Origin of the sequence: Streptomyces sp. LaPpAH-108 (genome assembly GCF_000373625.1) — a bacterium.
GTDB lineage: Bacteria > Actinomycetota > Actinomycetes > Streptomycetales > Streptomycetaceae > Streptomyces.
Map to the genome: position 1 here is coordinate 106,042 of NZ_KB891999.1, position 26,700 is coordinate 132,741.

Annotated in this window: 28 protein-coding genes, 2 pseudogenes and 1 riboswitch; of the genes and pseudogenes, 11 read left to right on the top strand and 19 right to left on the bottom strand. The window is 72.2% G+C overall.

Annotation, left to right across the window (positions count from 1 at the left end):
- Positions 1 to 98 precede the first annotated feature (98 nt).
- Complete coding sequence (locus B079_RS0129235; RefSeq protein WP_018549405.1) at positions 99 to 755, bottom strand: HD domain-containing protein; 657 nt, start codon at positions 753 to 755, stop codon at positions 99 to 101.
- A 59-nt stretch (positions 756 to 814) separates the two neighbouring features.
- On the opposite strand from B079_RS0129235, the gene B079_RS0129240 reads away from it, so the two are divergent.
- The 5 genes from B079_RS0129240 (at position 815) to B079_RS0129260 (ending at position 7,117) form a co-directional block, all read left to right on the top strand.
- Positions 815 to 1,258: a DUF4186 domain-containing protein gene (locus B079_RS0129240; protein ID WP_018549406.1), complete on the top strand. Its 444-nt coding sequence runs from the start codon at positions 815 to 817 to the stop codon at positions 1,256 to 1,258.
- 89 nt (positions 1,259 to 1,347) lie between these two features.
- Positions 1,348 to 3,567, top strand: a complete 2,220-nt coding sequence (locus B079_RS0129245; protein ID WP_018549407.1) for an NADP-dependent isocitrate dehydrogenase — start codon at positions 1,348 to 1,350, stop codon at positions 3,565 to 3,567.
- Positions 3,568 to 3,773: 206 nt separating this feature from the next.
- Positions 3,774 to 5,138 carry a bifunctional o-acetylhomoserine/o-acetylserine sulfhydrylase gene (locus tag B079_RS32935; RefSeq protein ID WP_018549408.1) on the top strand — a complete coding sequence of 455 codons (1,365 nt, stop codon included), beginning with the start codon at positions 3,774 to 3,776 and terminating at the stop codon, positions 5,136 to 5,138.
- Positions 5,135 to 6,316, top strand: a complete 1,182-nt coding sequence (gene metX / locus B079_RS0129255; RefSeq protein WP_078496124.1) for a homoserine O-acetyltransferase MetX — start codon at positions 5,135 to 5,137, stop codon at positions 6,314 to 6,316. The genes B079_RS32935 and metX overlap by 4 nt, the downstream gene beginning before the upstream one ends.
- 3 nt (positions 6,317 to 6,319) lie before the next feature.
- Positions 6,320 to 7,117 carry an N-formylglutamate amidohydrolase gene (locus tag B079_RS0129260; protein WP_018549410.1) on the top strand — a complete coding sequence of 266 codons (798 nt, stop codon included), beginning with the start codon at positions 6,320 to 6,322 and terminating at the stop codon, positions 7,115 to 7,117.
- A 187-nt stretch (positions 7,118 to 7,304) separates the two neighbouring features.
- Here the strand turns inward: B079_RS0129260 and B079_RS0129265 are convergent, their stop codons facing one another.
- The 9 genes from B079_RS0129265 to B079_RS35355 all read right to left on the bottom strand — a co-directional run bounded on the left by B079_RS0129265 (position 7,305) and on the right by B079_RS35355 (position 14,817).
- Positions 7,305 to 8,681 carry an NtaA/DmoA family FMN-dependent monooxygenase gene (locus B079_RS0129265; RefSeq protein ID WP_018549411.1) on the bottom strand — a complete coding sequence of 459 codons (1,377 nt, stop codon included), beginning with the start codon at positions 8,679 to 8,681 and terminating at the stop codon, positions 7,305 to 7,307.
- 25 nt (positions 8,682 to 8,706) lie between these two features.
- A complete protein-coding gene (locus tag B079_RS0129270; RefSeq protein WP_018549412.1) occupies positions 8,707 to 9,915 on the bottom strand; it encodes an LLM class flavin-dependent oxidoreductase in 1,209 nt (402 codons plus the stop codon).
- A gap of 124 nt (positions 9,916 to 10,039) precedes the next feature.
- Positions 10,040 to 10,204 (bottom strand): putative leader peptide, encoded by a 165-nt coding sequence (locus tag B079_RS36650; protein ID WP_018549413.1) that lies wholly within the window; start codon positions 10,202 to 10,204, stop codon positions 10,040 to 10,042.
- A gap of 84 nt (positions 10,205 to 10,288) precedes the next feature.
- Positions 10,289 to 11,311, bottom strand: coding sequence for an ABC transporter substrate-binding protein (locus tag B079_RS0129280; protein ID WP_018549414.1), 1,023 nt, complete (start codon positions 11,309 to 11,311; stop codon positions 10,289 to 10,291).
- A gap of 80 nt (positions 11,312 to 11,391) precedes the next feature.
- The gene (locus B079_RS0129285; RefSeq protein WP_018549415.1) at positions 11,392 to 12,180 is read right to left on the bottom strand and encodes an amino acid ABC transporter ATP-binding protein; all 789 of its coding nucleotides are present in this window, start codon (positions 12,178 to 12,180) and stop codon (positions 11,392 to 11,394) included.
- Complete coding sequence (locus B079_RS0129290) at positions 12,177 to 13,151, bottom strand: amino acid ABC transporter permease (protein WP_026249203.1); 975 nt, start codon at positions 13,149 to 13,151, stop codon at positions 12,177 to 12,179. Before B079_RS0129290 ends, B079_RS0129285 begins: the two co-directional genes overlap by 4 nt.
- Before the next feature lie 150 nt (positions 13,152 to 13,301).
- Positions 13,302 to 13,448: a hypothetical protein gene (locus B079_RS35350; protein WP_018549417.1), complete on the bottom strand. Its 147-nt coding sequence runs from the start codon at positions 13,446 to 13,448 to the stop codon at positions 13,302 to 13,304.
- A 35-nt stretch (positions 13,449 to 13,483) separates the two neighbouring features.
- A riboswitch (SAM riboswitch) is annotated at positions 13,484 to 13,593 on the bottom strand.
- A 77-nt stretch (positions 13,594 to 13,670) separates the two neighbouring features.
- Positions 13,671 to 14,573, bottom strand: coding sequence for a glutathione S-transferase C-terminal domain-containing protein (locus B079_RS0129300; RefSeq protein ID WP_018549418.1), 903 nt, complete (start codon positions 14,571 to 14,573; stop codon positions 13,671 to 13,673).
- A 103-nt stretch (positions 14,574 to 14,676) separates the two neighbouring features.
- Positions 14,677 to 14,817, bottom strand: a complete 141-nt coding sequence (locus B079_RS35355; RefSeq protein WP_018549419.1) for a putative leader peptide — start codon at positions 14,815 to 14,817, stop codon at positions 14,677 to 14,679.
- 132 nt (positions 14,818 to 14,949) lie between these two features.
- On the opposite strand from B079_RS35355, the gene B079_RS0129310 reads away from it, so the two are divergent.
- Positions 14,950 to 15,804, top strand: a complete 855-nt coding sequence (locus tag B079_RS0129310) for an alpha/beta fold hydrolase (protein ID WP_018549420.1) — start codon at positions 14,950 to 14,952, stop codon at positions 15,802 to 15,804.
- A gap of 157 nt (positions 15,805 to 15,961) precedes the next feature.
- Here the strand turns inward: B079_RS0129310 and B079_RS0129315 are convergent, their stop codons facing one another.
- The 3 genes and pseudogenes from B079_RS0129315 to B079_RS36165 form a co-directional block, all read right to left on the bottom strand.
- Positions 15,962 to 16,675, bottom strand: a complete 714-nt coding sequence (locus B079_RS0129315; protein WP_018549421.1) for a GvpL/GvpF family gas vesicle protein — start codon at positions 16,673 to 16,675, stop codon at positions 15,962 to 15,964.
- Between the two features lie 3 nt (positions 16,676 to 16,678).
- A complete protein-coding gene (gene gvpJ / locus B079_RS0129320; RefSeq protein WP_018549422.1) occupies positions 16,679 to 17,140 on the bottom strand; it encodes a gas vesicle protein GvpJ in 462 nt (153 codons plus the stop codon).
- A gap of 48 nt (positions 17,141 to 17,188) precedes the next feature.
- Positions 17,189 to 17,315 (bottom strand): annotated as a pseudogene (locus B079_RS36165) (gas vesicle protein); the annotation flags it as partial.
- Between the two features lie 153 nt (positions 17,316 to 17,468).
- On the opposite strand from B079_RS36165, the gene B079_RS35360 reads away from it, so the two are divergent.
- Complete coding sequence (locus B079_RS35360; protein ID WP_158685062.1) at positions 17,469 to 17,651, top strand: hypothetical protein; 183 nt, start codon at positions 17,469 to 17,471, stop codon at positions 17,649 to 17,651.
- Between the two features lies 1 nt (position 17,652).
- Here B079_RS35360 and B079_RS36655 read toward each other — a convergent pair.
- The 4 genes and pseudogenes from B079_RS36655 to B079_RS0129340 form a co-directional block, all read right to left on the bottom strand.
- Positions 17,653 to 17,736 (bottom strand): annotated as a pseudogene (locus tag B079_RS36655) (hypothetical protein); the annotation flags it as partial.
- Between the two features lie 301 nt (positions 17,737 to 18,037).
- Entirely contained in the window at positions 18,038 to 18,955 is a 918-nt protein-coding gene (locus B079_RS0129330; RefSeq protein ID WP_018549424.1) for an aminoglycoside phosphotransferase family protein, read from the bottom strand.
- 164 nt (positions 18,956 to 19,119) lie between these two features.
- Positions 19,120 to 21,294, bottom strand: a complete 2,175-nt coding sequence (locus tag B079_RS0129335; protein WP_018549425.1) for a hypothetical protein — start codon at positions 21,292 to 21,294, stop codon at positions 19,120 to 19,122.
- 112 nt (positions 21,295 to 21,406) lie between these two features.
- On the bottom strand, positions 21,407 to 22,000 hold the full coding sequence (locus tag B079_RS0129340) for a TetR/AcrR family transcriptional regulator (RefSeq protein WP_018549426.1): 594 nt from the start codon (positions 21,998 to 22,000) through the stop codon (positions 21,407 to 21,409).
- A gap of 53 nt (positions 22,001 to 22,053) precedes the next feature.
- Between B079_RS0129340 and B079_RS0129345 the strand changes: the two genes are divergently transcribed.
- A complete protein-coding gene (locus B079_RS0129345) occupies positions 22,054 to 22,641 on the top strand; it encodes a GNAT family N-acetyltransferase (protein ID WP_018549427.1) in 588 nt (195 codons plus the stop codon).
- Positions 22,634 to 23,125, top strand: coding sequence for a YbaK/EbsC family protein (locus tag B079_RS0129350; protein ID WP_026249204.1), 492 nt, complete (start codon positions 22,634 to 22,636; stop codon positions 23,123 to 23,125). The genes B079_RS0129345 and B079_RS0129350 overlap by 8 nt, the downstream gene beginning before the upstream one ends.
- 4 nt (positions 23,126 to 23,129) lie before the next feature.
- Here the strand turns inward: B079_RS0129350 and B079_RS0129355 are convergent, their stop codons facing one another.
- Positions 23,130 to 24,362, bottom strand: coding sequence for an MFS transporter (locus B079_RS0129355; protein ID WP_018549429.1), 1,233 nt, complete (start codon positions 24,360 to 24,362; stop codon positions 23,130 to 23,132).
- A 60-nt stretch (positions 24,363 to 24,422) separates the two neighbouring features.
- Between B079_RS0129355 and B079_RS0129360 the strand changes: the two genes are divergently transcribed.
- Positions 24,423 to 24,932 carry a MarR family winged helix-turn-helix transcriptional regulator gene (locus B079_RS0129360; protein WP_018549430.1) on the top strand — a complete coding sequence of 170 codons (510 nt, stop codon included), beginning with the start codon at positions 24,423 to 24,425 and terminating at the stop codon, positions 24,930 to 24,932.
- Positions 24,933 to 24,962: 30 nt separating this feature from the next.
- A complete protein-coding gene (locus B079_RS0129365) occupies positions 24,963 to 25,376 on the top strand; it encodes a cytidine deaminase family protein (protein WP_018549431.1) in 414 nt (137 codons plus the stop codon).
- A 28-nt stretch (positions 25,377 to 25,404) separates the two neighbouring features.
- Here the strand turns inward: B079_RS0129365 and eno are convergent, their stop codons facing one another.
- Positions 25,405 to 26,679, bottom strand: coding sequence for a phosphopyruvate hydratase (gene eno / locus B079_RS0129370; RefSeq protein ID WP_018549432.1), 1,275 nt, complete (start codon positions 26,677 to 26,679; stop codon positions 25,405 to 25,407).
- Positions 26,680 to 26,700 lie beyond the last annotated feature (21 nt).

A 26,700-nucleotide genomic window follows, 5' to 3' on the forward strand; every position in this document is an offset into this window, starting at 1 on the left:
CGCCCCGTGGGCAGGGCGTCGCCACCACTCCGCTCAGCCCTCGGACGCCTCAGCCCTCGGCCGCCGCGTCCCGCTCAGCCCTCGGCCGCGCGCCCCGCTCAGTCCTCGGCCGCCGTGCTCCGCGACCAGCCCCGCCTCTCGCCCTCGTCGATGAGGTGGCGGCCCGCCGTCCACAGCGAGGCGGAGGCGTCGCCGATCACCGCCTTGCGGGCCCGGACGTCGTCGGCGGTGACGCCGGGGGTACGCCAGGTGCCACCGCGGGCCATCCAGTTGAGCAGCAGCGGCTGGAGCCGGTCCATGGCCTTGGCGAACCGGGCCTCGGGCGTGGCCCGCTCCTCGAACTCGTCCCACAGGGCCCGCATCCGCCGGGCCTGGTCGTCCGGGAGCAGCCGGAACAGCGCGTCGGCCGCGACCGCCTCCCGCTCCTGCTGACCGGCGCCGCCCGCGCTGTCGTACAGCGGGGTGTCGCCGGCGTAGATCTCCACCAGGTCGTGCAGCAGCACCAGCTCGATGGTGTGGCCGACGTCGATCGGCTCGTCCGCGTGCTCGGCGAGGACCGCCACCATCATCGCCAGGTGCCACGAGTGCTCGGCGTCGTTCTCCCGGCGGTCCGCCGCCGCGAGGGGCGACTGGCGCAGCACGGTCTTGAGCTGGTCCACCTCCACCAGGAAGGTGAGCTGGGCCCGCAGCCGCTCCTCGATGCCGTCGGGCAGGGGTGTCTTGTCCACGAGCAGGTTCCGGCGTTCATCGGTCACCGGCTCATCGTGGCACGCCCGGTCCACGGCTCACGCCACCGGGCTAAGCTCGAAATAGTATGACTTCTCCGCGCGAACCCGAACCCGAGCCCGAGCCCGACCCCATCCCCGCCCCCGAACCCTTCACCCCGCCCACCCCCGCCGCCCTCGACGCCCGGCTCGACTCGATCACCCGGCAGCCGTTCCGCGCCAAGTTCCATCTCCGTGGCCGGGACCGGGTCACCGCCGAGCTGAAGGGCCCCGCGACGATCCGCTGGCACGCGTACGACCTGATCGCGAAGCGGCTGGCGCCCGCGCGGCCGTACAAGGACGGCAAGCAGACGCCGTACCGGGGGCACCCCGTCTTCGTGGCGCAGCACGCGACCGGGACGTGCTGCCGGAGCTGTCTGCTGCGGTGCCACGGGATCCCCAAGGACCGTGACCTCACCCGCGCCGAGCACGTGTACGTCGTGGACGTGATCTGCCGCTGGATCGAGCGGGAGATGACCGGGACCGGCCGCTGAGCGATCGGCGGCGGACCCCTGTCGAAGCGAGAGCGGTCACGAGATATCTTGATGTCGAGCAATGTTGCAGACGTGGAGCGGAGCACCCGGTGACTGACTCGACCATCATCTACACCTACACGGACGAAGCGCCGGCCCTGGCGACCCATTCGTTCCTGCCGGTGATCCAGGCGTACGCCGCCCAGGCCGGTGTGCCCGTGGACACCCGCGACATCTCGCTGGCCGGGCGCATCATCGCCGTCTTCCCGGAGTACCTGACCGAGGACCAGCGCATCCCGGACGCGCTCGCCGAGCTGGGCGCGCTGGCCAAGACCCCCTCGGCCAACATCGTCAAGCTGCCGAACATCTCGGCGTCCATCCCGCAGCTCAAGGCCGCCGTCGCCGAGCTGCAGGCCAAGGGCTACGCCCTCCCGGCCTACCCCGAGGACCCGAAGACCGACGAGGAGCGCGAGATCCGCGCCCGCTACGACAAGATCAAGGGTTCCGCCGTGAACCCGGTCCTGCGTGAGGGCAACTCCGACCGCCGCGCCCCCGCCTCGGTGAAGAACTACGCCAAGACCCACCCGCACCGCATGGGCGCCTGGACCCCCGAGTCCAAGACCAACGTGGCCACCATGGGTGAGGACGACTTCCGCTCCACCGAGAAGTCCGTGGTGATCGCCGAGGACGGCGCGCTCCGTATCGAGCTGGTCGCCGAGGACGGCACCACCACCGTGCTGCGCGAGTCGGTACCGGTCCGCAAGGACGAGGTCGTCGACGCCTCCGTCCTGCACGTGGCCGAGCTGGAGCGCTTCCTGGCCGCGCAGGTCGCCCGCGCCAAGGAGGAGGGCGTTCTCTTCTCCGTGCACCTGAAGGCCACGATGATGAAGGTCTCCGACCCGATCATCTTCGGTCACGTGGTGCGCACGTTCTTCCCGAAGACGTTCGCGAAGTACGGCGAGACACTCAAGGCGGCCGGTCTCTCCGCGAACGACGGCCTCGGCGGCATCCTCAAGGGCCTGGAGGCCCTGCCCGAGGGCGCCGAGATCAAGGCGTCCTTCGACGCCGAGCTGGCCGAGGGCCCGGCCCTCGCCATGGTCGACTCGGACAAGGGCATCACCAACCTGCACGTCCCCTCGGACGTCATCGTGGACGCCTCCATGCCCGCGATGATCCGCACCTCCGGCCACATGTGGGGCGCGGACGGCCAGGAGCACGACACCCTCGCGGTGATCCCGGACTCCTCCTACGCCGGTGTCTACCAGGCCGTCATCGAGGACTGCCGCGCCAACGGCGCCTACGACCCGTCCACCATGGGCTCGGTCCCGAACGTCGGCCTGATGGCGCAGAAGGCCGAGGAGTACGGCTCCCACGACAAGACCTTCGAGGTCCCGGCCGCGGGCACCGTCCGCGTGGTCGACGCGAACGGCGACGTCCTGATCGAGCAGCCGGTCGCCGCGGGCGACATCTTCCGCGCCTGCCAGACCAAGGACGCCCCGATCCGCGACTGGGTCAAGCTGGCCGTCACCCGCGCCCGCGCCACCGGCGACCCGGCCGTGTTCTGGCTGGACGAGGAGCGCGCCCACGACGCGCAGCTGATCGCCAAGGTCCACGCGTACCTGGCGGAGCACGACACCGAGGGCCTGGACATCCGTGTCCTCTCGCCCGTCGAGGCCGCCAAGCTGTCGGTGGAGCGCATCCGCCGCGGCGAGAACACCATCTCGGTGACCGGCAACGTGCTGCGCGACTACCTGACCGACCTCTTCCCGATCCTGGAGCTGGGCACCAGCGCCAAGATGCTGTCGGTCGTCCCGCTGATGGCGGGCGGCGGCCTGTTCGAGACGGGCGCGGGCGGCTCCGCCCCCAAGCACGTCCAGCAGCTCGTCAAGGAGAACTACCTGCGCTGGGACTCCCTCGGCGAGTTCTTCGCCCTGGTCCCCGCCTTCGAGCAGTACGCCGAGGCCACCGGCAACGCCCGCGCCAAGGTCCTCGCCGACACCCTGGACCGCGCCACGGCGACCTTCCTCGACGAGGACAAGTCCCCGACCCGTCGCGTCGGCGGCATCGACAACCGCGGCAGCCACTTCTACCTGTCCCTGTACTGGGCGCAGGAGCTGGCCAAGCAGACCGACGACGCCGACCTGGCCAAGGCGTTCGCCCCGCTCGCCGAGGCCCTCGCGGCCGACGAGCAGAAGATCGTCGAGGAGCTGCTCGCCGTGCAGGGCTCCCCGGCCGACATCGGCGGCTACTACAAGCCGGACGCGGCCAAGGCGGACGCGGTCATGCGCCCGTCGGCCACCTGGAACGCGGTCCTCGCGTCCCTGAGCTGATCCAGGCGTAGCTCACCGTGCCCCGGCCGGGCTCTCCGGCCGGGGCACGGTCGTACCCGTCGGCAGTACGTCGGGGGCATTGCCCCGTGTTGCGGCGGTGTGCCGAGCATGACGTCCTCGTGTCGGGGTGCGCGCCGGACTGTCCGGTGCCCGCCGCCCGTGCTTGTCTCGTCGCGAGTCCGCGCCCGACCCGTACGAGGAGCACCATGAGCAGCCGGCCCATCGACTCGGTCACCGCAGGCCACACCCCCGACGAGACGCCCGCAGGACCCGACACCTCGGCCTGGTCGTTCGAGACCCGGCAGATCCACGCGGGGGCGACGCCCGACCCGACCACCGGGGCGCGGGCCACGCCGATCTACCAGACGACGTCCTTCGTCTTCGAGGACACCCGGCACGCGGCCGACCTGTTCTCGCTCGCGGAGCCCGGCAACATCTACACCCGCATCCACAACCCCACCCAGGACGTCTTCGAGCAGCGCGTCGCCGCTCTGGAGAGCGGGGTCGCGGCCGTCGCGCTCGCGTCCGGGCAGGCCGCCGAGACGCTGGCGATCCTCACCCTGGCGGGCGCGGGCGACCACATCGTCTCCAGCACCTCGCTGTACGGCGGCACCTACAACCTCTTCCGGCACACCCTGCCGAGGCTCGGCATCGAGGTGTCGTTCGTGGACGACCCCGACGACCTGGACGCCTGGCGCGCGGCGATCCGCCCGGACACGAAGGCGCTGTTCGCGGAGACGCTGGGCAATCCGCGCGGCAACGTGCTCGACGTACGCGGCGTCGCGGACGTGGCGCACGACGCGGGCGTACCGCTGATCGTGGACAACACGGTGCCGACTCCCTATCTGCTGCGGCCCATCGAGCACGGCGCGGACATCGTGGTGCACTCCGCGACCAAGTTCCTCGGCGGACACGGCACGACCATCGCGGGCGTGGTGGTGGACGGCGGAACCTTCGACTTCGGCGCGCACCCGGAGCGGTTCCCTGACTTCACCGAGCCCGACCCGAGCTACCACGGGCTGCGCTACTGGCCCGCGCTCGGACCCGGCGCCTTCGCGGTCAAGCTGCGTGTGCAGCTGCTGCGCGACCTCGGCCCGGCGCTCTCCCCGCACTCGGCGTTCCTGCTGCTCCAGGGCGTGGAGACGCTGAGCCTGCGCCTGGAGCGGCACTCGGCGAACGCGCTCGCGCTGGCCGAGTGGCTGGAGGGCCGCGACGAGGTGGCCGCCGTCCACTACCCGGGCCTCGAGTCCAGCCCGTGGTACGAGGCCGGGCAGACGTATCTGCCGCGCGGCGCCGGTGCCGTCGTCTCCTTCGAGCTGCGGGACGGCGTGGAGGCGGGCAAGCGGTTCGTGGACGCGGTGGAGCTGTTCAGCCATCTCGCCAACATCGGTGACGTGCGCAGCCTGATCATCCACCCCGCGTCCACCACCCACAGCCAGCTCGACGAGGAGCAGCTGACGGCGACGGGCACCGCGCCGGGTCTGGTGCGCCTCTCGGTGGGCCTGGAGAGCGTGGCCGACCTCAAGGCGGACCTGGAGGCCGGGTTCCGCGCGGCCAAGGGCGCCTCCTGAGCACGGTCCCGGCGACACCGGACCACGCCCTCCCGCCCGCCGCCACCGGCGCCTGGCGGGAGGGCGACCCCGTGGGGCGGCGGCGCTGGTACGCGGCCGAGGCGCCGCTTTCGTTGGAGGCGGGCGGTGAACTGCCCGGTGTCCGGCTGGCGTTCGAGACCTGGGGACGGCTCGCCCCGGACCGCTCCAACGCGGTACTGGTGCTGCACGCGCTGACCGGGGACAGCCATGTGGCCGGTCCGGTGGAGCCCGGGCATCCCTCCCCCGGCTGGTGGGACGCGCTGGTCGGGCCCGCGCGCGCGCTGGACACCGACCGCTGGTTCGTCGTCGCGCCGAACGTGCTCGGCGGCTGCCAGGGCAGCACGGGACCGGCCTCCGTACATCCCGGCGGTCCCGGCGCCGGGCGGGCCTGGGGCGGTTCCTTCCCGTTCCTGACCCAGCGGGACCAGGTGGCGGCGGAGTCCGGCCTCGCGGACGCGCTCGGGATCGACCGGTGGGCGCTCGTCGTCGGCGGCTCGATGGGCGGGATGCGGGCCGTGGAGTGGGCGGTGTCGTACCCGGAGCGCACGGGCGCCCTGCTGCTGCTCGCCACCTCGGCGGAGGCGAGCGCGGAGCAATTGGCCTGGGCGCACATCCAGCTCCGGGCCATCCGCGACGACCCGCACTGGCAGGGCGGCGACTATCACGACACCGGGCACGGACCGCTCGCCGGACTCGGCCTGGCCCGCCGCGTCGCCCATGTCACCTACCGCGCCGAACCGGAACTCCGGGCCCGCTTCGGACGGCTCCCGCAGGGTTCGGAGGACCCCTGGCACGGTGGCCGTTACCGGGTGGCGTCCTATCTCGACCATCACGCCGACAAACTGAACCGCCGCTTCGACGCGGCCAGTTACGTGGTGCTGACCGAGGCGATGAACGCCCATGACGTGGGCCGGGGGCGGGGCGGTACGCGGGCCGCGCTCGCCCGGGTGACCGCGCCCACCCTGGTCGCCGGGGTGGACTCCGACCGGCTCTATCCCCTGGCCCAGCAGGAGCGGCTGGCCGCGCTGATCCCCTCGGCGGACCGGCCCCGGGTGGTGGAGTCGGCGTACGGGCACGACGGCTTCCTGCTCGAGACGGAGCAAGTCGGCACAATGGTGCGCGAGTTGCTCGCACCGTCCGCGCCGCCCCGGGAGTGATCCGTGACCCCACGCTCGTTCGACCTGCTGCCCGGGGGCGCCGCCTCGCCCGTGCTGCTGCACGTCCCGCACGCGGCACGGGCGCTGCCGGACGAGGTACGCGCGGGCCTCGTCCTCGACGACACGGCGCTGGCGCGGGAGCTGGACCACCTCACCGACGCCCACACCGACATGCTCGCGGAACGGGCCGCCGAGCTGGCGTCCGTGCGGCCCTGGCGGTTCGTCAACCGGCTCTCCCGGCTGGTCGTGGACCCGGAGCGGTTCCCGGACGAGCGGGAGGAGATGCTGGCCGTCGGCATGGGCGCGGTGTACACCCGGACCACGCGCCGGGAGCCGCTGCGCCCCGAGCCCGCCGATGCAGGGCCGCTGGTCGAGCGGTACTTCCGCCCCTACGCGGAGGCGATGACCCGCGCGGCGGCCGGGCGCCTCGCCGCGACCGGCCGGGCCGTCGTCATCGACGTGCACTCCTATCCGACGAAGCCGCTCCCCTACGAGCTGCACCAGGACGGCCCGCGCCCCGCCGTCTGCCTCGGCACCGACCCCTTCCACACCCCGCCGGAGCTGACCGGCGCGGCCCGGGCCGCGTTCGCGCGCTGTGGCGACGTCGGCCTGGACAGCCCGTTCAGCGGGACGTACGTACCGCTCGCCCACTACGGCGTGGACCGGCGGGTGAGCGCCCTGATGGTCGAGATCCGCCGGGACACCTATATGACCGAGCCGGGCGGCCCGGCGGGACCGGGCCTGGAGCAGCTGGCCGACGCCTTGGCGGAACTGGTGGACACGGTGAGCGGCGGAGCTTGAGGACCGGATCGGGGTGGGCTGCGCTCCGGCCTTCGATGTCACCAACCGGCCGCCGCGCCGACGGACCTGCGGGGCGCGGTGGCCCGCACCGCCCCAAGCTCGCAGCGAGATGGTCGGCACCGCCCGACGGCCGGGACCTGACAGGGCGGCACCACCTGCCCCGCGGACCGCCGGACGGCACTCCCGCTCAGGACGCGGCCCGCTCCGCCCCCGCTCCCGCGTCGGGGTGGGCAAGTCCCAGGTGCTCGCGCAGGGTCGTGCCCTCGTACTCGGTGCGGAACACCCCCCGCTCCTGGAGCAGCGGGACCACCCGGTCCGCGAACGGGTCGAGCCCGCCCGGGGTGATGTGCGGGACGAGGATGAAGCCGTCGGAGGCGTCGGCCTGCACGAACTCGTCGATGGTGCGGGCCACGGTGGCCGGGGAGCCCACGAAGGTCTGCCGGTTGCCGGTGTTGATCACCAGGTCGCGGATGGACCAGCCGTTGGTCTCGGCCAGCTCGCGCCACTCGCGGGCGATGGCCACCGGGTCGCGGTACATCCGCACCTGGGCCCGCCCCCGGGATATGTGCTCCTCGCTCACCAGCGGGTCCACCTCGGGCAGCGGGCCCTCCGGGTCGTAGCCCGACAGGTCACGGTTCCAGACGAACTCCAGGTGCTTGAGGGCCGTGGCCCCGCTGACCTGCTGCCTGCGCACCTCGCGGGCCAGCTCGGCGGCCTCCTCGTCGGTGTCGCCGAGGACGAAGGTCGCCGCGGGCAGGATGAGCAACTGGTCCGGTGTGCGGCCGTACTTGGCGAGGCGGCCCTTGACGTCGGTGTAGAAGCGGCGGCCCTCCTCCAGGGTGGCGTACCGGCTGAAGATGGCGTCCGCGTCGGAGGCGGCGAACTCCCGGCCCTCCTCGGAGTCGCCCGCCTGGAAGATCACCGGGCGGCCCTGCGGGGAGCGGGGGACGTTGAAGCGGCCGTGGATGTCGAAGTGCTGCCCCTGATGGGTGAAGGCACCGGCCTTGGCGTCCCGGAGGAAGGCGCCGGTGGCCTGGTCGGCCAGGATCTCGTCGCCGTGCCAGGAGTCGAAGAGTTCGTTCGCGGTGGCCAGGAACTCCTTGGCGCGCGAGTAGCGCTCCTCCTGCGGCAGGAAGCCGCCCCGGCGGAAGTTCTCCCCGGTGAACGCGTCCCAGGAGGTGACCACGTTCCAGGCGGCGCGGCCCCCGGAGAGGTGATCGAGGGAGGCGAACTGGCGGGCCACCTCGTACGGCTCGTTGAAGGTGGAGTTGATGGTGCCGGTCAGGCCGAGCCTGTCGGTGACGGCCGCGAGCGCGGCGAGGACGGTGAAGGTGTCGGGGCGCCCCACCACGTCCAGGTCGTATATCTCGCCGCCCTGTTCGCGCAGCCGCAGCCCCTCCGCGAGGAACAGGAAGTCGAACTTGGCGCGTTCGGCGGTGCGGGCGAAGTGTGCGAAGGAACTGAACTCGATGTGGCTGCCGGCCTCCGGGTCGCTCCACACGGTGGTGTTGTTGACCCCGGGGAAGTGCGCGGCCAGGTGCACCTGCTTCTTGGGCTTGCTCATGGCGTCGGGTCTCCTCTCCGGTGGCTCAGGCGGCGTAACGGTTGGCGGGGCGGTCAAGACCGAGGAGACCGCGCAGGGTGCGCGCCTCGTAGGCCGTGCGGAAGCGACCCCGGCGTTGCAGCTCGGGCACCAGATCGCGGCTGACCCGGGGCAGATCGTGCCCGGTGACGGCGGGGCGCAGCCGGAACCCGGTGAGCCCGCTCCCGGCCAGTTCCTCCAGCAGGTCGGCCAGTTGGGCGGCCGTCCCGGTGAAGACGCGGGCGTCGCTGGTGTACGGCTCGCCCGCCAGCTCGTCCAGCCGCGCGCGCCGCTCCTGCGCCCCGGCCGTCGTGTCATCCAGGAAGACGACGAGGTCGCCGAAGACGTGCAGGGGCTCCTCGGCCCGGCCCGCCGCGTCCTGCTCGGCGCGGACCTCGGCGACTATGGCGCGGGCGTCGGCCGCGTCGTACGGGGTGACATAGCCGATGTCGGCCTGGCGGGCGACCAGCCGGTAGGGCACGGTCTGGTGGGCCAGGGCCGTGACCAGGGGCTGGCCCTGGGGCGGGCGCGGGGTGATGGATGGTCCCTTGACGCTGAAGTGGCGGCCCTCGAAGTCGATGTAGTGCAGCTTCTCGCGGTCGATGAAGCGCCCTGTGGCCGCGTCCCGGATCTCGGCGTCGTCCTCCCAGCTGTCCCAGAGCCTGCGGATCACCTCCACGTAGTCGGCGGCCTCGTCGAACAGGGGAGTCACCGCTTCCTGGGCGGCGGGGGTGTCGTAGGCGTCGAGGGGGTCGAAGACCCGGCGGCCGAAGTGAGCGGCTTCGTCCTGGCGGGCGCTGATCCGCACCCGGACGCCCGCGCGGCCGGTGCTGACGTAGTCGAGGGTGGCGATGGCCTTGGAGATATGGAACGGCTCCGTGTGGGTGACCACCACCGTCGGGACGAGACCTATGTGGCGGGTGACCGGGGCGACGCGCGCGGCGATGAGGACGGCGTCGAGCCTGCCGCGCACCTGGTCGGTGCGGTCGTCGGGGCGGAGGGGGTGCGCGGACTGCGGGGTGAGGCCGTCCTCGATGGTGACGAAGTCGAGCAGTCCGGCCTCGGCCTCGGCGACCTGGTCGGCCCAGTACGCAGCGGTGAACAGCTCGGCGGGGCGGGCGGCCGGGTCGCGCCAGGAGGCGGGGTGCCAGCCGGTGCCGTCGAGGGCGACGGCGAGATGGAGTGGGGAAGCGGGGGGCGCGGAAGCAGAGGGCACGAGGAACGCCTTCCTTGAGGGTCCTTGCGTGGGCGAGAGGAGAAATGCGGGGGCGGTGCGGGCGAGCGCGGACACACCGGCCCGGGGCGCGCGTGCGCGGTGGAGCGGAGGTCGGAGATACGCGTCAGGCGCGACAGAGCGCGCCGGCCACCCTCTGCAGGTCTATGTGCGGCCGGGAGTGCAGCAGGACGGAGCGGGCGGTCCGCAGCAGGCGCGGGCACGGCACGCGGTCGAGTCCCCGCTGCATGTCCCCCACCCCCTCCGGCTGTGGCTCTTCGCGTCTCGTCATCAGGGCCAACGCCCGGGTGCCGGAAGGTGTTCCCGACACGCCGGACGTCACCCGTTCGCTCTTCCGCAGCAGGTCGGCGGCGGGTCAGGAGTTGTCGAGCGGCAGCCCGGGCGGGTTGATCTCCGCCTTGGTGACGGACTCGTCGGTCAGGTTGTAGGCGGCGAGCCACTTGGCGTACTGCCCCGAGTCGATCAGATGGTTCAGGGCGTCCGCGAGCGGCTTCACGAGCCCGCTGTCCTTCTTCGTGGTGGCCGCGATCAGGCCCTGGAGCCGGGCGCCCGCACCGGAGAACGTGCCCGCGCTGCGGGTCGGGGAGGGCGACCCGGCGGACCGCTTCACGTGGTAGGCGATCCCGGGGTTGGCCGCGAAGTAGGCGTCGATCCGGCCGCCGGTCAGCGCGAGGTAGGTGGCGTTCTTGCTGGCGAAGTTCTTGACGGTGAGGGTCTTGCCCTCCTTCTTCAGTTTGTCCCGCCATTCGAGGAGGATCTTCTCCTGGTTGGTGCCGTTGTCCACGGCGACCGTCTTCCCGGCCAGGTTGCGGTAGTCACCGCCGAAGTCCCAGGTGCTCTTCTTCAGCACCTCGAAGCCGACGTTGTCCTTGCGGTAGGAGGCGAAGTCGTACTTCCGCTTGCGTTCCTCGGTGTCGGTGATGTTGGCGAAGCCCACGTCGGCCTTGCCGCTGTCGATGCCGACGAACATGTTCTCCCAGGTGTAGTTGCGGATCTCGGGCCGCAGTCCCAGCACGGCGGCGACCAGCCGGGCGAGGTCGGGTTCGGCGCCGGTGAGGGTCTTCTGGTCGGAGCCGACGAAGGCGAGCGGCGGGAAGCCGTCGGGCAGTGCGCCGACCGCGACCTTCAGCGTGCCGTTCTCCCGTACGACGGCGGGGAGTTCGGCGCGGATCGACTTCACTTCGGCGACCTCGAGCCGGGTCTCGGTGGCGGCGCCGTTGGACACCTTCCCCACGGTGACCGCGCCCCGGGCGTCGGTCGTGGTCGCGGCGTCGCTCTCCCCGCCGCAGGCGGCGAGCAGGGTGGCGAGGAGGGCGGCGGTGGTCGCCGCGACGGTACCGCGCACCGCACGGCGGCGGGAGAGAGGGTGACGGGGCATGGCTGTCCTTGTCGTTCGGGTGGGAGGGCATCAGTAAGGAGCAGGGACGGGAGACCGGACCGTCCGCGAAAGGGGAGGGTTCAGAGCACCTTGCTCAGGAAGTCGCGGGTGCGTTCGTGCCGTGGCTTGTCCAACACCTCAGCGGGCGGCCCCTGTTCGACGATCCGGCCGTCGTCGATGAAGACGATCCGGTCCGCGACCTCGCGGGCGAAGCCGATCTCGTGGGTGACGATGACGAGCGTGGTGCCGCTGGAGGCCAAGTCCTTGATGACGGCGAGGACTTCGCCGACGAGTTCGGGGTCGAGCGCGGAGGTGGGCTCGTCGAAGAGGATGATGCCGGGGCGCAGCGCGAGGGCGCGCGCGATGGCCACCCGCTGCTGCTGCCCGCCGGACAGCTGGCGCGGGTAGGCACCGGTGCGGTCCGCGAGCCCGACCCGGCCGAGGAGTTCACGGGCGAGTTCCCTCGCCTCGGGCTTGCCGAGGCGCCCGGTGGCGACGGGCGCGGCGGCGACGTTGTCGAGAGCGGTCAGATGCGGGAACAGGTTGAAGTTCTGGAAGACGAACCCGATCCGGCCGCGCTGCGCGAGGATCGCCCGCTCGCTCAGCTCCTTGAGCCGACCCCGGCTTCCGCGCCGTACGCCGATCAGCTCGCCGCCGACGCTGACATGGCCGATCTCGGGCTTCTCCAGATGGTTGACGACGCGCAGCAGCGTGGACTTGCCCGAGCCGGAGGGGCCGAGGATGACGGTCACCTCGCCGGGCCGTACGGTCAAGTCGATGCCGTCGAGCACGCGTTGGGCCCCGTACCACTTGTGCACGCCGTGGATCTCCAGCGCGGCGGGGGCGGTCTCCTGGGCGGCGGTGGTCATACGGCGCTCTCCTCACGCAGCTTGGCGCGGAGTCCGGCGAGGGCGGTGCGGGCTCTGCGCAGCGGGGTCGGGGGCAGGGCGCGGGTGGCGCCGCGCGCGAAGTACCGTTCGACGTAGTACTGCACGACGGAGACCGCGCTGGTCAGGATCAGGTACCAGACGGTGGCGACGAGCAGCAGCGGCACGATGTCGCCGGGGTAGGTGCTGCCCATGCTCTGCACGGTGCCGAAGAGGTCGAGCAGGGAGACGTAGAAGACCAGGGACGTGCTCTTGACCAGGCCGATGAGCTGGTTGACGTAGTTCGGCACGATGGAGCGCAGCGCCTGCGGGAGGACGATCCGGGTGAACTGGTAGCGCCGGGGCAGGCCGAGGGCGGCAGCGGCCTCGTGCTGGCCCTGGTCGACGGAGAGCAGTCCGCCGCGCACGACTTCGGCGGCGTAGGCGGCCTCGTTGAGGGCGAGTCCGACGACGGCGACCGTCATGTCGGTGGCGAGCCGGGACTCGTCGAAGGTGACGAACGCGGGCCCGAAGGGGACGCCGAGGCTCACCGTGCGGTACAGCGCGCTGAAGTTGTAGAGGAAGATCAGGACGACGATCAGCGGCACCGAGCGGAACAGCCAGACGTACGTCCAGCTCACCACCCGCAGCACCGGGCTCCCGGAGAGCCGTCCGAGGGCGAGCACGACGCCGCCCAACAGCCCCAGTACGGCGGCCAGTCCGGTCACTTCGAGGGTGACGAGGAGTCCGTCGAGCACGGCGGGCCGCAGGAACCAGTAGCGGAAACGGTCCCATTGGTAGAAGGGGTTGGTGGCGAGACCGTGCCCGATCTGGGCGACCAGCACGAGGACGACGGCGGTGGCGATCCACCGCCCCGGCCTGCGCAGGGGCTGAACTCGCTGCGCTTTCAGTTTACTTGATGGAGTGTCAGATATAGGCGCGGCGGTGACGACGACGCCTGGTGGTTCGCTCATGGGAGGGCGGCTCCGGCGGATTCGGGTGTCCCGGGGATGCGCGGGGCCGTACGGCGGTCACGACGGCGTACGGCACACGGCGAGGCGGACGGCACACCGGTGCGCGGGGTGCGTCACGAAGAAGCGCGAAGAGAGGGGGAAAGGGGGCTGTCAGCCCTGACAGCGGCCCGGCGCCGTACACAGCGCGCTGCTGACCCGGAGCAGATCGACGGCGCGGTCGGCGACGAGGAGCCCGGCGGACGCCGGGACGCGACGGCCGTGGGAGCGGCCGTCGGCCCTCCTGGGGGTCGCGTTCATGGCGTCACCTGTTCACTGTCCAGGCCCCGCGGGGCCCCTCGCGCTTACCGAAGTCGTCGTCGGTCCGGTCGTCACCTGGGGCACCCCACCGCGATGCGAGGGTTGCCGGTCAGCGAGCCAGGGCTTGGCGCTGACGCTCATGACCGTTCTGTGCGGCAAGTAAGGCATTCGGCCGCTCGAATGTCAACGGTTGTCCGGCAGTTGGACGCTGCCGGACCGCTCTCACCTGCGCGGAGTGCGCGGAAGGTCGGCCGAGTGCGCGGCCCAGTCCAGGATCTGGACGGCCGCGCCGGCCGCTTCGAGTCCCTGGCAGTGGCCATGGTGCCTGCGGGCGATGCCGTCGAGATCGAGGTGGGTGCCGAAGGCGGGGTGGGCGGCGAGTCGGCGGGCGTACGACCACAGGGCCGGGTGGTCCGCGATGCGGTGGACGGCGGAGGCGTCGAGATGGCAGCGGTGCACGGTGTCGAGCTGGACCAGGCAGACCCAGAGGTGGAGGTCGGCGGCCGTGATCCGGCCGTCGACCAGGTACTCCTCGCCGGTCAGCCAGCGCTCCAGGCGTCCGAGGGCGTCCAGCAGGACGTCGAGCGCGGCGGTGCGCGCGGCGGGGTCCGTGTCGGCGGCGCCCGCGTACTGCGCGCTCTGCTCGATCTCCTCGGCGCAGAGGCGTTCGACGGCCTCGATGGTGGACTCCCAGCCGACGGGGTGGAGGGGGCCGCCGTGGTGCGGGAGGTGGTCGAGGTCGCGCAGGATGTCGGGGGCGTGGGCGCTGACGATGCGGCCGGACCAGTCGTCGCTGAGCACGGGGGCGTGGGCGGGGCCGGTGTAGCGGTGGGCGCTGGCGTCGTAGAGCGGGCGCAGCGCGGCGTGGCCGCCCCCGGGACAGTCGGGGACGGCGGCCAGGAGGGTGACCGGACAGGCGTCGCCGAGGCCGAGGAGGCTGTGGCCGATGGCGAGCCGGAGGCCGTCGGCGCAGGCGGTGGACAGATGGAGCCGGTAGCGGTGCGCGACGGCGTAGTGGCCGCTGCGCGCGTCCCGGCCGATACGGCCCCGGAAGGGCGCGGCGGCGGTGCGGTGCGCGGCCGGGACGGCGGCGAGCGCGGTGGAGGACAGCGGAGTGATGGACATACGTCTCCCCTGGATGGATGGGCACGCGGAGAAGCGCGCGACGGCGGAAACGGCGTCGGTTGGGGGCGTCGTCGCCCCGGCTGGGACCGGCTGAGAAAGAGCGTCAGACCAGGCTGATCGCGCTGGAGACGCGCAGGAGGTCGATGTGCCGACGGGAGGTGAGCAGGGGGGAGTTGGCGATCCGCGGCGGCACGCACGACGCCCCGCGGCCCATCGGGCCGGAGACCGTCACCAGGCGCACCATGTTTCCCTACCTGTTCACTAGGCTTCCCTATGGGGAGTGTCGGGGCGCCCCGGCCCGGCGTCAAGGGGGCGTTCACACACCGAGCGGCACACTCATGGCGCCCGCCACCGGAGGCTTACGTAGCATCGCCCCATGAGCCAAGTCCTCACCATCGCCCGCCCGCCCGGTGTCCGGGGAGTCCGGCTGGAGACCGGGCGGGGTGTCTTCGCCGCGCTCACGGCCGCGCCGACCGGGTCCGCGCGGCGCGGTACCGCGCTGCTCGTGCCGGGGTTCAACGGGAGCAAGGAGGACTTCCTGCCGTTGCTGCCGGGGCTGAGCGAGGCGGGGTACGCGGTGTACGCCGTGGATCAGCGCGGGCAGTACGAGACGGGTCCGGCGTCCGCCGCCCCGGCCTACGACAGCGACTCCGCCGCAGCGGACGCGAGGGCGCTCGCCGAAGCGCTCGGCGCGGGTCCGGTGCATCTCGTGGGGCACTCGTACGGCGGGCTCGTGTCCCGCCTCGCCGTGCTCAACAGCGGTGCCCCTGAGGAGACTTGGGCCTCTCTCACGCTGATGAACTTCGGCCCGGCCGAGGTCGGGACGCCCACGCGGGAGCGGCTGGAGCTGCTGCTCGACGCCCTCGGCAGCATGGCCGTACCCGACCTGTGGCCGTATCTGCGCCCCGCCGAGGACGGCATCCCGGCGGACGTGCTGGCGTTCCTCTCCGACCGCTGGGCGCGCAACGAGCCCGAGGCGCTGCGGCTCGCGGCCCGGCAGTTGCTGACCGAACCCGACCGCACAACCGACCTCAAGGACAAGGGAGTTCCGCTCTCCGTCGTCTTCGGCACCCCGGACGACACCTGGGCGGAGCAGGAGGCCGAGGCCATGGCGAAGACTCTCGGCGCACCGTTCACGAGGATCCCCGAGGGGGGCCACTCCCCCAACGTCCAGCGCCCGGGGGCGGTCATCGAGGCGCTGACGGGCTTCTGGTCGTCACTCGCGAGGTAGGCGCCCGAAAGGAACCCTTCACGCACTCGTCGGCGGTTCCGGACGCCGCTGGTCGTACCTGCGCGCCGCCCGGTCGTTCAGGACGCTCCCGGCCGGGCAGCGCACCGGCGCGAGCGGCAGGGTCACGAGCTGTGTGGAGCGACCCGTCGGGCGGTTCTCAGACGAAGCTGTAGGGGGGCAGGGGGCCGTGCAGCCGCAGGTCGAGGTCGTCGCCCAGCTGGTGCGCGACACTCAACTCGGTGGTCAGGAAGACCTCTTCCTGATCTTCGGGCACCAGGAAGGACACGCTGAGGAAGTCCTCACCGGTCGGCTGGGTGGAGTCCACGTCCCGCGCGAACGGGCGCAGCGCCTCCACCACCCCGATGGCCAGCGCCTCCTGCCGCGCCTGGATCTCCCGCGCGATCATCTCGCCGAGGCGCACCGGGGCGCCCACGTCGGCGGTACCGGCGCGGATCGCGTCGTTCAGCTCCCGGGCGGCGCTCGATTCCTCCAGGATCAGCCGCAGCAGGCTGTCCTCGTCCTGCGTCGCCTTCAGGTGGTACTCGGCGCACCCTCCGAGTGCCCGCAGTCGCTCGGTGTACGCGTCGGCGCGCTCCTCGAGGGCGGCCCGTACGGCGTCGTCACCCTCCGCGACGAGCCCAAAACGCAGCGGCAGTACGGTGCCGTCGGCCATGAGCCGTTCCTGTACCTCCTGGTGCACACCGATGTCGCGGCACTCGGGGCGCAGATCGTCGGGCGCGTCGCTGACGACCGCGCACAGACCGCCCGCGGTCAGGGCGCGCAGGCCGGACGGGGACTCCCCGACGCCGCGCAGGCCGTCGAGACGCAGAGGATGCCGCTTCTCGGTGACGGAGTAGATGTATACGGCCATGGCTCATTCCTTCTCGCGGGCCGAACTCCGCTCCCGCGGGGAGGTCCACCGAGCCGGGTACCGCTCCCTCTCCACGGGCTGCTCCTCCGCTTCCTCGTCACCGTCGGTCACACCCTTGGAGGAGTCGGTGACCGCCTCTACGGCACCGGTGATCGCGCCCTTGGACTTGCCCTGAGCGCCGCTCTCCACCGAGTCGCCGACGATGTCGGTCGGCTGGGCGGGGGCCTTCCGGCCGGATTCGAGGTCGAGCCGGTTGCACGCCTCCGCGAACCGCAGATACGTGTCGACGCCGGCCACGACCACGCGGGCGTCGATCTCCAGGGTCTCGATCCCGGCCAGGGGCACCCGTACGAACCCGTCGATGACGAGTCCGCGGTCGAGGATGAGTTCCAGGACGTCGTAGAGGTTTCCGCTCCCGCCACCGCCTTGGGCGACCGGTCCTCCGCCTTGTGGCACCAGGCTCATGGCGCCTCTCCCTTCACCGGCCGCCTCGCCTCAGCCTCGCCGGTCGATCTATCCTCGGGTGTAGCGACGGGTCCTCTCGTACGCCATCAGAGGACTCGCCCGGTTCGAGTACCTCGACATCGGCTTCCCACCCGTCCTCCGCGGGTTTCCCTGCGGAGACCGACTCCGGGGGTCGGATCGCTCCGCTGGTTCGGAGGGGCGCCAGCATTCCCACGCGAACATATATTTTCATCATAACGGCGCATATGTCGCATGATCACGGGTTGGCCCCAGGGCTGTCGGCCGGGAGAGCGGGCACCCCGTCCTGCCGCTCTGGAGCGACCGTTTCATGAACGACACGACCAAGATCGCTCTCAAGAAAGCGCCGCTCGCCTTCGGCCTGGCGGCATATCCCGCCGGACGCCGCTTCGGGCTCAACCCCCAGCAGCTGCTGAGCCCGGGCCGCAAGGCCCTGGCCGCCACTCCTGGCGGTACTCAGGGTGCTCGGCATACGCCTGCGCGAGCACCCTGAGCGCGTACGTCAGCCCTTGGTGCCGAGCGTCCCCCGGGTCCATCCCCTCGTACTCCCTGGCCAGCATGTCGACAAGGTCGAGCATCGGCAGGTGACTGTCGAGAAGCGCGCCACCCGGCTCACCCTGGCGCACCCGCGTCCTTCCACCAAGTGCCTTTCATGGACGGCCAGTTCCTCCACGCTCCCCACGAAAGCCGGGCCGCAGTGCGGTGGCAGCCGTTCGGCCACCGTCGCCACCGCCATCCGCGCACTGTCCGTCTCGGCGATGCGCGGGCTGTTCCGACTCGGGTGCCCTTCCGGAGGGGCCGGTTCGCCGTAAGCGGTGCGCAGCGCGCGCCAGGCCGCTTCTGCAGGGCTTCATCTCTCGCCCCTCCCTCGGACCCTGCTCACCGACGCGCCGCCCCGGTGAGGCGTGCCAGTGACGCCCGACCCGGAGGGCCCCAGGTCGGTTTGCCGCCGGGGCGGCCCTCGTCGCCCGCGTGGCCGATGTGGAGGCAGGCCAGGGCGCGGAGGACGGCCCAGCCGCGGGCGCGGCGGAGGGTGGCGGGGTCCGGGGTCGGGTGGTACGCGGCGTGGAAGAGGTCGGTCGTGCCGTTCGGCAGGAGGATCCACGCGGCGGCGAGGTCGAAGGCGGGGTCGCCTGCGAAGAGGTCGCCGAAGTCGATGATGCCGCAGAAGGTGCCGTCGGCGGTGAGGACGTTGGCCGGGTGAAGGTCGCCGTGGAGCCAGAGGCGGGGGCCGGTCCAGGCGGGCGCGGCGGCGGCGTCCTCCCAGACGGCGCGGACGGCGTCCGGGTCGGGGACCAGGCCGAGGTCCGCGGCGGAGCCGAGCGCTCGGGCGAAGTGTTCGGCGGTGTCGGCCAGTCGGCCCCCTCGGTCGCGGCCCGAGGGCGCGTCGTCGGGGGCGGGCCGGTGGAGCGCGGTCAGGAAGGCGGCCAGGATGGACGCGGCCTCGGCGGGACGCGTCGCGGGGGCGCGGTCGGCGGGTTCGCCCGGTACCCAGGTGGTGACGAGCCAGGGGCGCGGGAACCGCTCGGAGGGCTCACCGAGGCGCTGCGGTACGGGAATCGGCAGCGGAAGGTGCGGTGCGAGCCCCGGGAGCCAGGTGTGTTCCTTGCGCAGCAGCGCGTCCGCCGATTCCGTCGCCCATGGCATCCGGACCGCGAGGTCGTCGCCGAGCCGCCACACCTGGTTGTCCCAGCCGAGCGCCCCGAGTTTCAGCGGGAGTTCCGCGAGGTCGGGGTGCTGCTCGCGCAGCAGTTCCCTGATCAGTTCCTCGGTGATGTCCGTCGGGGTGGCCGTCATGCGGAGCAACGGTAGCGGGACGGCGGCCGATCCGGGCCGCACCCTCGGCCGCCCGCTCACACGCAGCAGTGAAGTCGAGGACGAGGAAAGCGAAAGGGCTGGGTTCATTGAGAGTGAATGAGAAGGAAGCCCCTTCATGGCCTCGTCACCGGCGACTCTAACAGTCACGCCGGTATCAAGTCGCGCAGATTTTCCGGGGTGATGACCACCGAGTCCGGGTGCAGCCCCTCCGGCCGCTCCAGGCCGATGTACGTGACGGGCCCGGCGGGAGGCGCCGCCTCACCGTCCCACAGCGTGACGTCCGCCGCGCGGTCGGACATCAGGTCCACCACATGACGCACCGTCAACTGCGCCCGCTCGACGATGCCGCGCAGCAGCGCCGCCACCGACACCTGGTTGTCCTCCACCCGGTTGTACGCCGGGCTCCCCTTGAGGTACAGGTGCAGCCACTTCGCGCGCCAACTCCCGTCCGCCGCCCGCACGAACGCGAGCGGCAGCGCCACCCGCCCCGGCCCCCGCAGCTCCGACTTCATCCGTACCGTACGCGGCTCGAACGGACGCCCCGACTGCTCGGCGTCCCGCAGCATGAACCCGAAGAAGGACTCCTCGGCCTCCTCGAACCCCTCCCCCGAGTAGATGTGGACCTGCGGCACGATGAAGTCGCCGCGCACCGCGCCCAACCGCAGGTTGATGAACTCCGAGGCCCCGTACGGCGCGTCGATGATGTCACCGGAGTGCTCGCCCTCGACCTCCGCGAGCGAGGTGTACGACAGCCAAGTGACCGTCTCGTAGCGGGAGTTCAGCAGCAGGGCGGAGAGGTCGTAGTCCGTGCGGCGCCGCTTCTGCCTCCAGTGCACGAAGAAGCGCAGCAGATCCCCCTCCACTGCCGAGAGGGAGCCGCGCGGCAGCACCCCGAGCCCGGCGGCCGTCGCCCTGCCGCTGAGCGGGAGCGCCACATCGAGGACGGCCGGGTCGACGAGCAGCCGGCCCGGGTCGGGCAGACGGCGGCGCGTCTCGGTGTCCAGGACGGCGAGCAGGCGCTCGCGCGTGGACGCGGACAGCGCGGGCCGGGTGTCGGACTCGGCCCAGGCACCGCCGTACCGGTTGACGAACACCCGCTGCCCGTCCGGCTTCTCACGGTTGCCGATGTGCTCGCGCACCGACAGCAGGACCCGCCCCGAGACCTCCGGCGCGGCCGACTCGACGGCGGCCACCACGGCCTCCAGTTCCTCCGCGGTCGCGGCCGTACGCAGCAGCCGGTCCAGGGCACGGAACAGCCTGCCCGGCGCCGCCCCCAACAGCCGTGCCGCGCCGACGACATCACCCGCACCGAGCAGTTTCTCGACGCGGCCGTCGAACGTCGGTGCTTCCCGCTCGCCCCGCGCGACCGCGAACACCCCGGCGGCATACGGCCACCGCTCCGCGTACTCGTGCGCGTGCAGCCGCTCACCGAGCCGCTTCCACCGCTCGCGGTGCGGGTGCACGTCCGCGAGCTTGGCGGGGTCCGTCGCCACCACCGAGTCGAGCGCCGCGAGCAGCGCACGCCGTACGGGCCGGGACGCCGAGCGGAACCGGGTCGGCTCGGCCAGGGTCACATCACCGTCCGACAGCGCGCACGCCAGGCGGAGCACATCGGTGACGGTGTCCACGTCGAGATCCGCGCCCGCCTTCAGCCGGGCCCGGTTGACGACGGCCCGGTTCTCGCGGACCGGGATCGCCTCGGGCTGCGGCCCCGTCGCACAGCGCCCGGCGAGGGTGCCGAGGTCGCGCAGGCCCTCCTCGCCCAGCGGTGTGACGCTGCCCGCGAGGGCGAGGTAGAGCGCGGTGACCTCGTCGTCCAGCGGGCCACCGAGGTGCAGCACGGTCATACGGTCGCCCGCCGCGCCGATCAGTTCGTCGTGGGCGGCGAGCATCTCGGCGTATGAGTGGCGGTAGGTGCCGTACGCCGGGAGGGTCAGCAAGTCGACCAGACCGGTGCGGAGTTGAGTGAGCGTGTGCGCGCGGGACGCCTCGTCGGCGAGCGCGTCGGTGAGGCAGCGGGTCCAGAAGTCGTACGTGTCCGGCACGTTGGCCGGGAAGTCGACGAAGTAGACGTTGTGCCGGACGTGGTCGCCGACCCTCTCGCGGACGGTGCCCAGTGTGCGCCGCGCGATCGCGGTGACCGTCTTCGCCTCCAGCTCCGACAGCCGGGCCAGCAGCTCCGCCGAGAGCTTGAAGCCCACGGACATCAGCGCGGCGTCGAACTGCCGGGCCACGACGTCCCCTTGACCGGCCGGGCCGGTGGGGGCCGGGAGTCGGAGGGTGTGCCGGACGACCAGGGATTCGAGGCGGTGGATCATCGGAGCATCATCGCAGCGCCCACCGGACCGGGTCATGGGAGTTTTCCCGCACCAGCACCGGCACCCGCACCGCCATCAGACCGGGCCCGGCACCGAAACCGCCCCCGCCGAATCAGGCCGTCACGAGCGACGCGAGAAAGTCGTCCAGCATCGCCACCTGCACCCCCTCCGGAAACCGTCCGGGATCGAAGAGCGCCTGGACGACAAGCCCGTGCGTGAACGCGACGGCCGTGGCCGCGAGTTGGTCCGGATCGGCCCCGGCGGGAATCTCCCCCGCCTCCCGCGCGGCGTCGAGATGAGGACGCAGCGTCGCGCGCAACCGCGCGTAGCGGTCGGCCTGTTCGGCGGCGAGGGCGTCGTCGGCCAGCGACAGGTCCCACGAGCTGACCCAGATGCGGTTGCGGGCGGTGTCGTCGGGGGTCAGCGGCAGGATGTCGAGCAGCATGGCCCGGACGGTGGCGAGTCCGGGCGCGGGGTGCGCGCGGCGCGGGCGCCCGGCCGTGTTGCTCTCCAGCAGGCTCAGGGCGTGTGCGATCAGGGCGCGCTTGGCCGGGAAGTAATGCATGAGCATCCCGGTCGAGACGCCCATCGCGGTGGCCACGGCCCGCAGGGTCAGCCCGCCGAACCCCTTCTCCGCGAGCACCTGCCACACGGCACGGCTGACGTCCTCACGGCGGGATTCATGGTCGACGGGTGCGGGCGGCATGCTGTTACCTTACATACCGAACGTTTGTTACGTATCCAGGGAACGAGGTGCCCGTGTTCGCTCTGCCGCTCGGTGACGAGGCTCAGCTCCGCCCGCTGGAGCCCTGGCAGGCCCAGGAGTTCCTGGAGCACATCGACCGCGCCCGGCCCACGGTGGACCCGTGGATACCGTGGGCGTCCTTCAGCACGGACCTGGAGACCGCCACCGCCACGCTCCAGCGGTACGCCGACCGCCAGGCCGAGGACTCCGGCCGGATCTACGGCATCTGGCTGGCGGGCACCCTGGTCGGCGGTGTCATGTTCACCCACTTCGACAGCGCCTCCGGGGTGTGCGAGATCGGCTGCTGGCTGGAGGCCGCCGGGGAGGGGCGTGGCCTGGTGAACCGGGCCTGCCGCGTCCTGATCGACTGGGCCTTCCGTGAGCGCGGGATGAACCGTGTCGAGTGGATGGCCGCGTCGGGCAACACCCGCAGCACCGAGGCCGCGCGCCGCCTCGGCCTGACCCGCGAGGGCGTGCTGCGGCAGCGCTATCCGCATCGGGGGGTGCGCCTCGACAAGGAGGTATGGTCGGTCCTCGCCGAGGAGTGGCCTGCCGCCGCGGCCGGAACATCCGGGGAACGAGAGGAAGCCACCCGTGCATGAGCGAGTGGAACGCGTCCGTGCGGCCCTGCGCGCCTACGGCAGCACCGCCGACGTGGTCGAGCTACCGGCCCCCGCGCCGACGGCGGCGACCGCAGCCGCTCAGCTCGGCTGCCCGGTGGGGGCCATCGCCAACAGCCTGGTCTTCACCGCCGACGGCGCGCCCCTGCTCGTCCTGACCAGCGGTGCCCACCGCGTGGACACCCGGCTCCTGGCCCGCCTCCTCGACGTGGGCCGGAAGAAGATCCGCCACGCGGACCCCGCCTACGTCCTGACCGTGACCGGCCAGGAAGTGGGCGGCGTGGCCCCGGTGGGTCACCCGGCTCCCGTACGGACGCTGATCGACACCGCGCTGGCCGAGTACGACCACGTATGGGCGAGCGCCGGGATGGCGCACGCGGTGTTCCGTACGTCGTTCAAGGAACTGGTGGGCCTGACGGGCGGGGAGCCCGCCGTGGTCGCGGACGAACGGGACGCGTCGGCCTGACGGTTCAGGCCGCGCGGGCCACGTCGACGCCCCGGTCGGACCGCAGGTTGCGTACGCCCGGCACGAGGGCCGTACCGGCGCAGACGACGGCGACCAGGACGGCCGAGGCCGCGAACGGCACGCGTGCGCCCCACAGGTGCAGGGCGAGGGGGGCGATGATCACGCCGAGCGGCTGTGCGGCGAGGGAGAGCAGCCAGTCGTAGGAGCTGACCCGGGCGAGCACGTGGTGCGGGATGGCCTCCTGGACCGTGGTCTGCCAGGTGGGGCTGAGGAAGCCGAGGCCCGCCATGGCGATGCCGTATCCGGTGACCAGCAGCGGAACGGGGGCGTCGGCCGCGAAGAGGGCCAACGGCAGGGCGTACGTGGCCAGGACGAGGTTTCCGGCGAGCACCGGGCGCCGGGGGCGGGCCCGTCCGGCCAGCAGTGATCCGGCGAGCAGGCCGATGCCGCCCGCCTGGGTCACGGCGATCCAGGCGCCCTGGCCGCCGAGCCGGGTGACCGCGATGAGCGGGCCGAGGGTGAGCAGCACGTTGGCGACGAAGTTCCAGGCGGCGTGGGCGATGAGGCTCGTCCAGTACCAGTCCCGGGCCTTCACCTCGACCCAGCCCTCCACCAGCCCGGCGCGGATGGCCCGGCGCGCGGGCGCCGAACTCGCCTTCTGCCGCAGCCGGATGAACGGCATCAGGGACGCGCTGAGGGCGAAGGCGGCGGAGTCGAGCACGAAGACCCAGCCGATGCCGACCGCCCAGATCAGCAGGCCCGCGAGGGCGGGACCGGCGAGCAGGGAGACGCTTTTGGCCACGCCCATCAGCGAGTTGGCCTTCTGCCGCGCCGGACCGGAGTCCGGGGCCACGCGGGTGAGGAGCGGGGAGAGGTTGGACAGGCTGACGGCGGAGGCGGCGCCCGCCACCGCCTGGGCCGTGGCGATCACCGCGATCGAGGCGTGGCCGGTGAGGAGTTGGAGGGCGACGACGGCCTGGGTGAGGACGCGGGTCGTGTCGGCGGCGAGGGCGACCCAGCGGGGGTTGTAGTGGTCGGCCAGCACTCCGGCCACGGGCAGCAGGAGCAGCCGGGTGCCGAGCGCGCAGCCGAGCACCAGCGCGAGGGAGGTCGCCGATCCGGTGAGCTGGACGACGGCGAGACTCAGTGCGGTCGGCACGAGCGCGTCGCTCAGGGTGGACAGGGTGCGGCTGATCAGGAGCAGACGGAAGCCCGGAAGGCGTAGTGGATGCGTCACGCCCGCATGGTATTTCGGCTCCGTAATATTTGGCACCGTAGTTTACGGCAAGGAAGTAAAATGGCCGCCGTGACCGCACAGGACTCCGTGGACGAACACCTCGACCGCTGGCTCAAGGTGCTGCCCTCGCTCGACCCCGTGGTCGAAGGGGTGGTGAAGCGTATGTGGGTGCTGGTCAGGCATCTGGGCGCGGTCAAGGAGGAGTCGCTGGCCGCCCACGGCCTCCAGAGTTTCGAGTACCTGACGCTGCACGCGCTGGCCGGCCGCGCCGGTTCGGCCTCTCCGACCGAGCTGGCCGGCGATCTCAAGCTCTCTCCGTCCGCGATGACCGGCCGCCTCGACGGCCTGGAACGGCGCGGCTTCGTCCGCCGCCGCCCGAGCAGCGTCGACCGCCGCAAGCTCGACATCGAACTCACCGACGAGGGCCGCGCCGCGTGGCGGTCCGCACTGGAGACCCAGGGCGCGGAGGAACACCGCATCCTGAGCGGCCTGAGCCCGGCGGAACGCGACCAACTGACGGACCTGCTGCGCCGAGTCCTGATCGAGGCCGAGCACCGCGACCCGCACTGACCGGACGAACAGCCCCCCTGAGGTGGAGAGTTGAGCACACAGACCCCTGACGTCGACCACGAACTCGTCCAGGCCGCGACCCACCTCGCGCGCACCCGCTGCCACGGCGACAACCACACCGTCGCCGCCGCGGGCCGCGCCCCGGACGGCCGGATCGTCACCGCGCTCAACGCCTACCACTTCACCGGCGGCCCCTGCGCCGAACTCGTCCTGATCGGTACGGCCGCCGCCCAGGGCATCTACGCCCTGGACACCGTCGTCGCGGTGGGCGACCGCGAACGCGGCGTGATTCCCCCCTGTGGCCGCTGCCGCCAGGCCCTCCTCGACTACTTCCCCGCCTCCCACGTCATCGTCGGCACCGGAGCCGACCTGCGCACCCTCCCGATCACCGCCCTGCTTCCCGAGAGCTACGTCTGGTCGGACCACCAGCTCGACGCCGACTGAGCACGCCGACCAGTGAATTGATGATCCGTCAGAGATCGGCCAGTCCGAACGGCAGTCCCGGATTCGCCTCCGCGATCTCCAGGAGCCGGTTGTACTTGGCGACCCGCTCGCCCCGGGCCGGGGCGCCGGACTTGATCTGGCCGCAGCCGGTGCCGACGGCCAGGTCGGCGATGAAGGAGTCGTCGGTCTCGCCGGAGCGGTGGGAGACCATCTGGGTGTACCCGGCCTCGCGGCACAGGCGCATGGCGTCCAGGGTCTCGGTGACCGTGCCGATCTGATTGACCTTGATGAGGGCGGAGTTGGCGATCCTCCGGCCGATCGCCTCGGCGATGACGAGCGGGTTGGTGACGAAGATGTCGTCCCCCATGATCTGCGCGCGCTCCCCGAGGCGGGCGGTGAGCCGGACCCAGCCGTCCCAGTCGTCCTCGGCGAGACCGTCCTCGATGGACCACACGGGGTAGTGGCCGACGATCTCCTCGTAGCGGCCGATGAGTTGGTCGCTGGTCAGCGACTCCCCCACCACCCGGTAGCGGCCGTCCGGGGCCCGGAACTCGCTCGCGGCCGGGTCCAGGGCGATCGCCACGCCCTCCCGGCCGGGAACACGGCCCGCGTCCGCGATGGACTCCACCAGCAGGTCAAGGACGTCCTCCGGGCGGCTCACCGCGGGCGCGAAACCGCCCTCGTCACCCAGGCCCGTCGCGAACCCCTCCGCAGAGAGGCGGGACTTGAGCCGCGCGTACACCTCGGCGCCCGCGCGCACCGCCTCCGGCAGGCTCGGTGCGCCGAGCGGGGCGAGCATGAACTCCTGGAAATCGAGATCGTTGGCGGCGTGCGCACCGCCGTTGACGACGTTGAAGTGCGGTACCGGCAGGCGGGGTCGGGTGCCCGCCACGTCCGCGATGTACTGCCACAGCTCCCGGCCCGCGAGCACCGCCGCCGCGCGCCACACAGCCAGGGAGACACCGACCACCGCGTTGGCGCCCAGCCGGGACTTGGTCTCGGTGCCGTCCAGTTCGCGCAGCGCCCGGTCGACGTCGGCGGGCGAGGCGACGTCGCGGCCGGTCAGGGCCCGGGCGATCTCGCCGTTCACGTGCCCGACGGCACCCAGCACCCCCTGCCCGCCGTACCGCCCCGCGTCCCCGTCCCGGAGTTCGGCGGCCTCCCGGGTTCCGGTGGAGGCCCCGGCGGGGACACCGGCCCGCACCCGGGTGCCGTCCTCGGTGGTGAGCGTGACCGCGAGGGTCGGCCGGGCGCGGGAGTCCAGGATCTCCACGGCGTGCAGGTCGGTGATCCGCAAAGTCATGAGCTTTCCCAACTCGGTTGT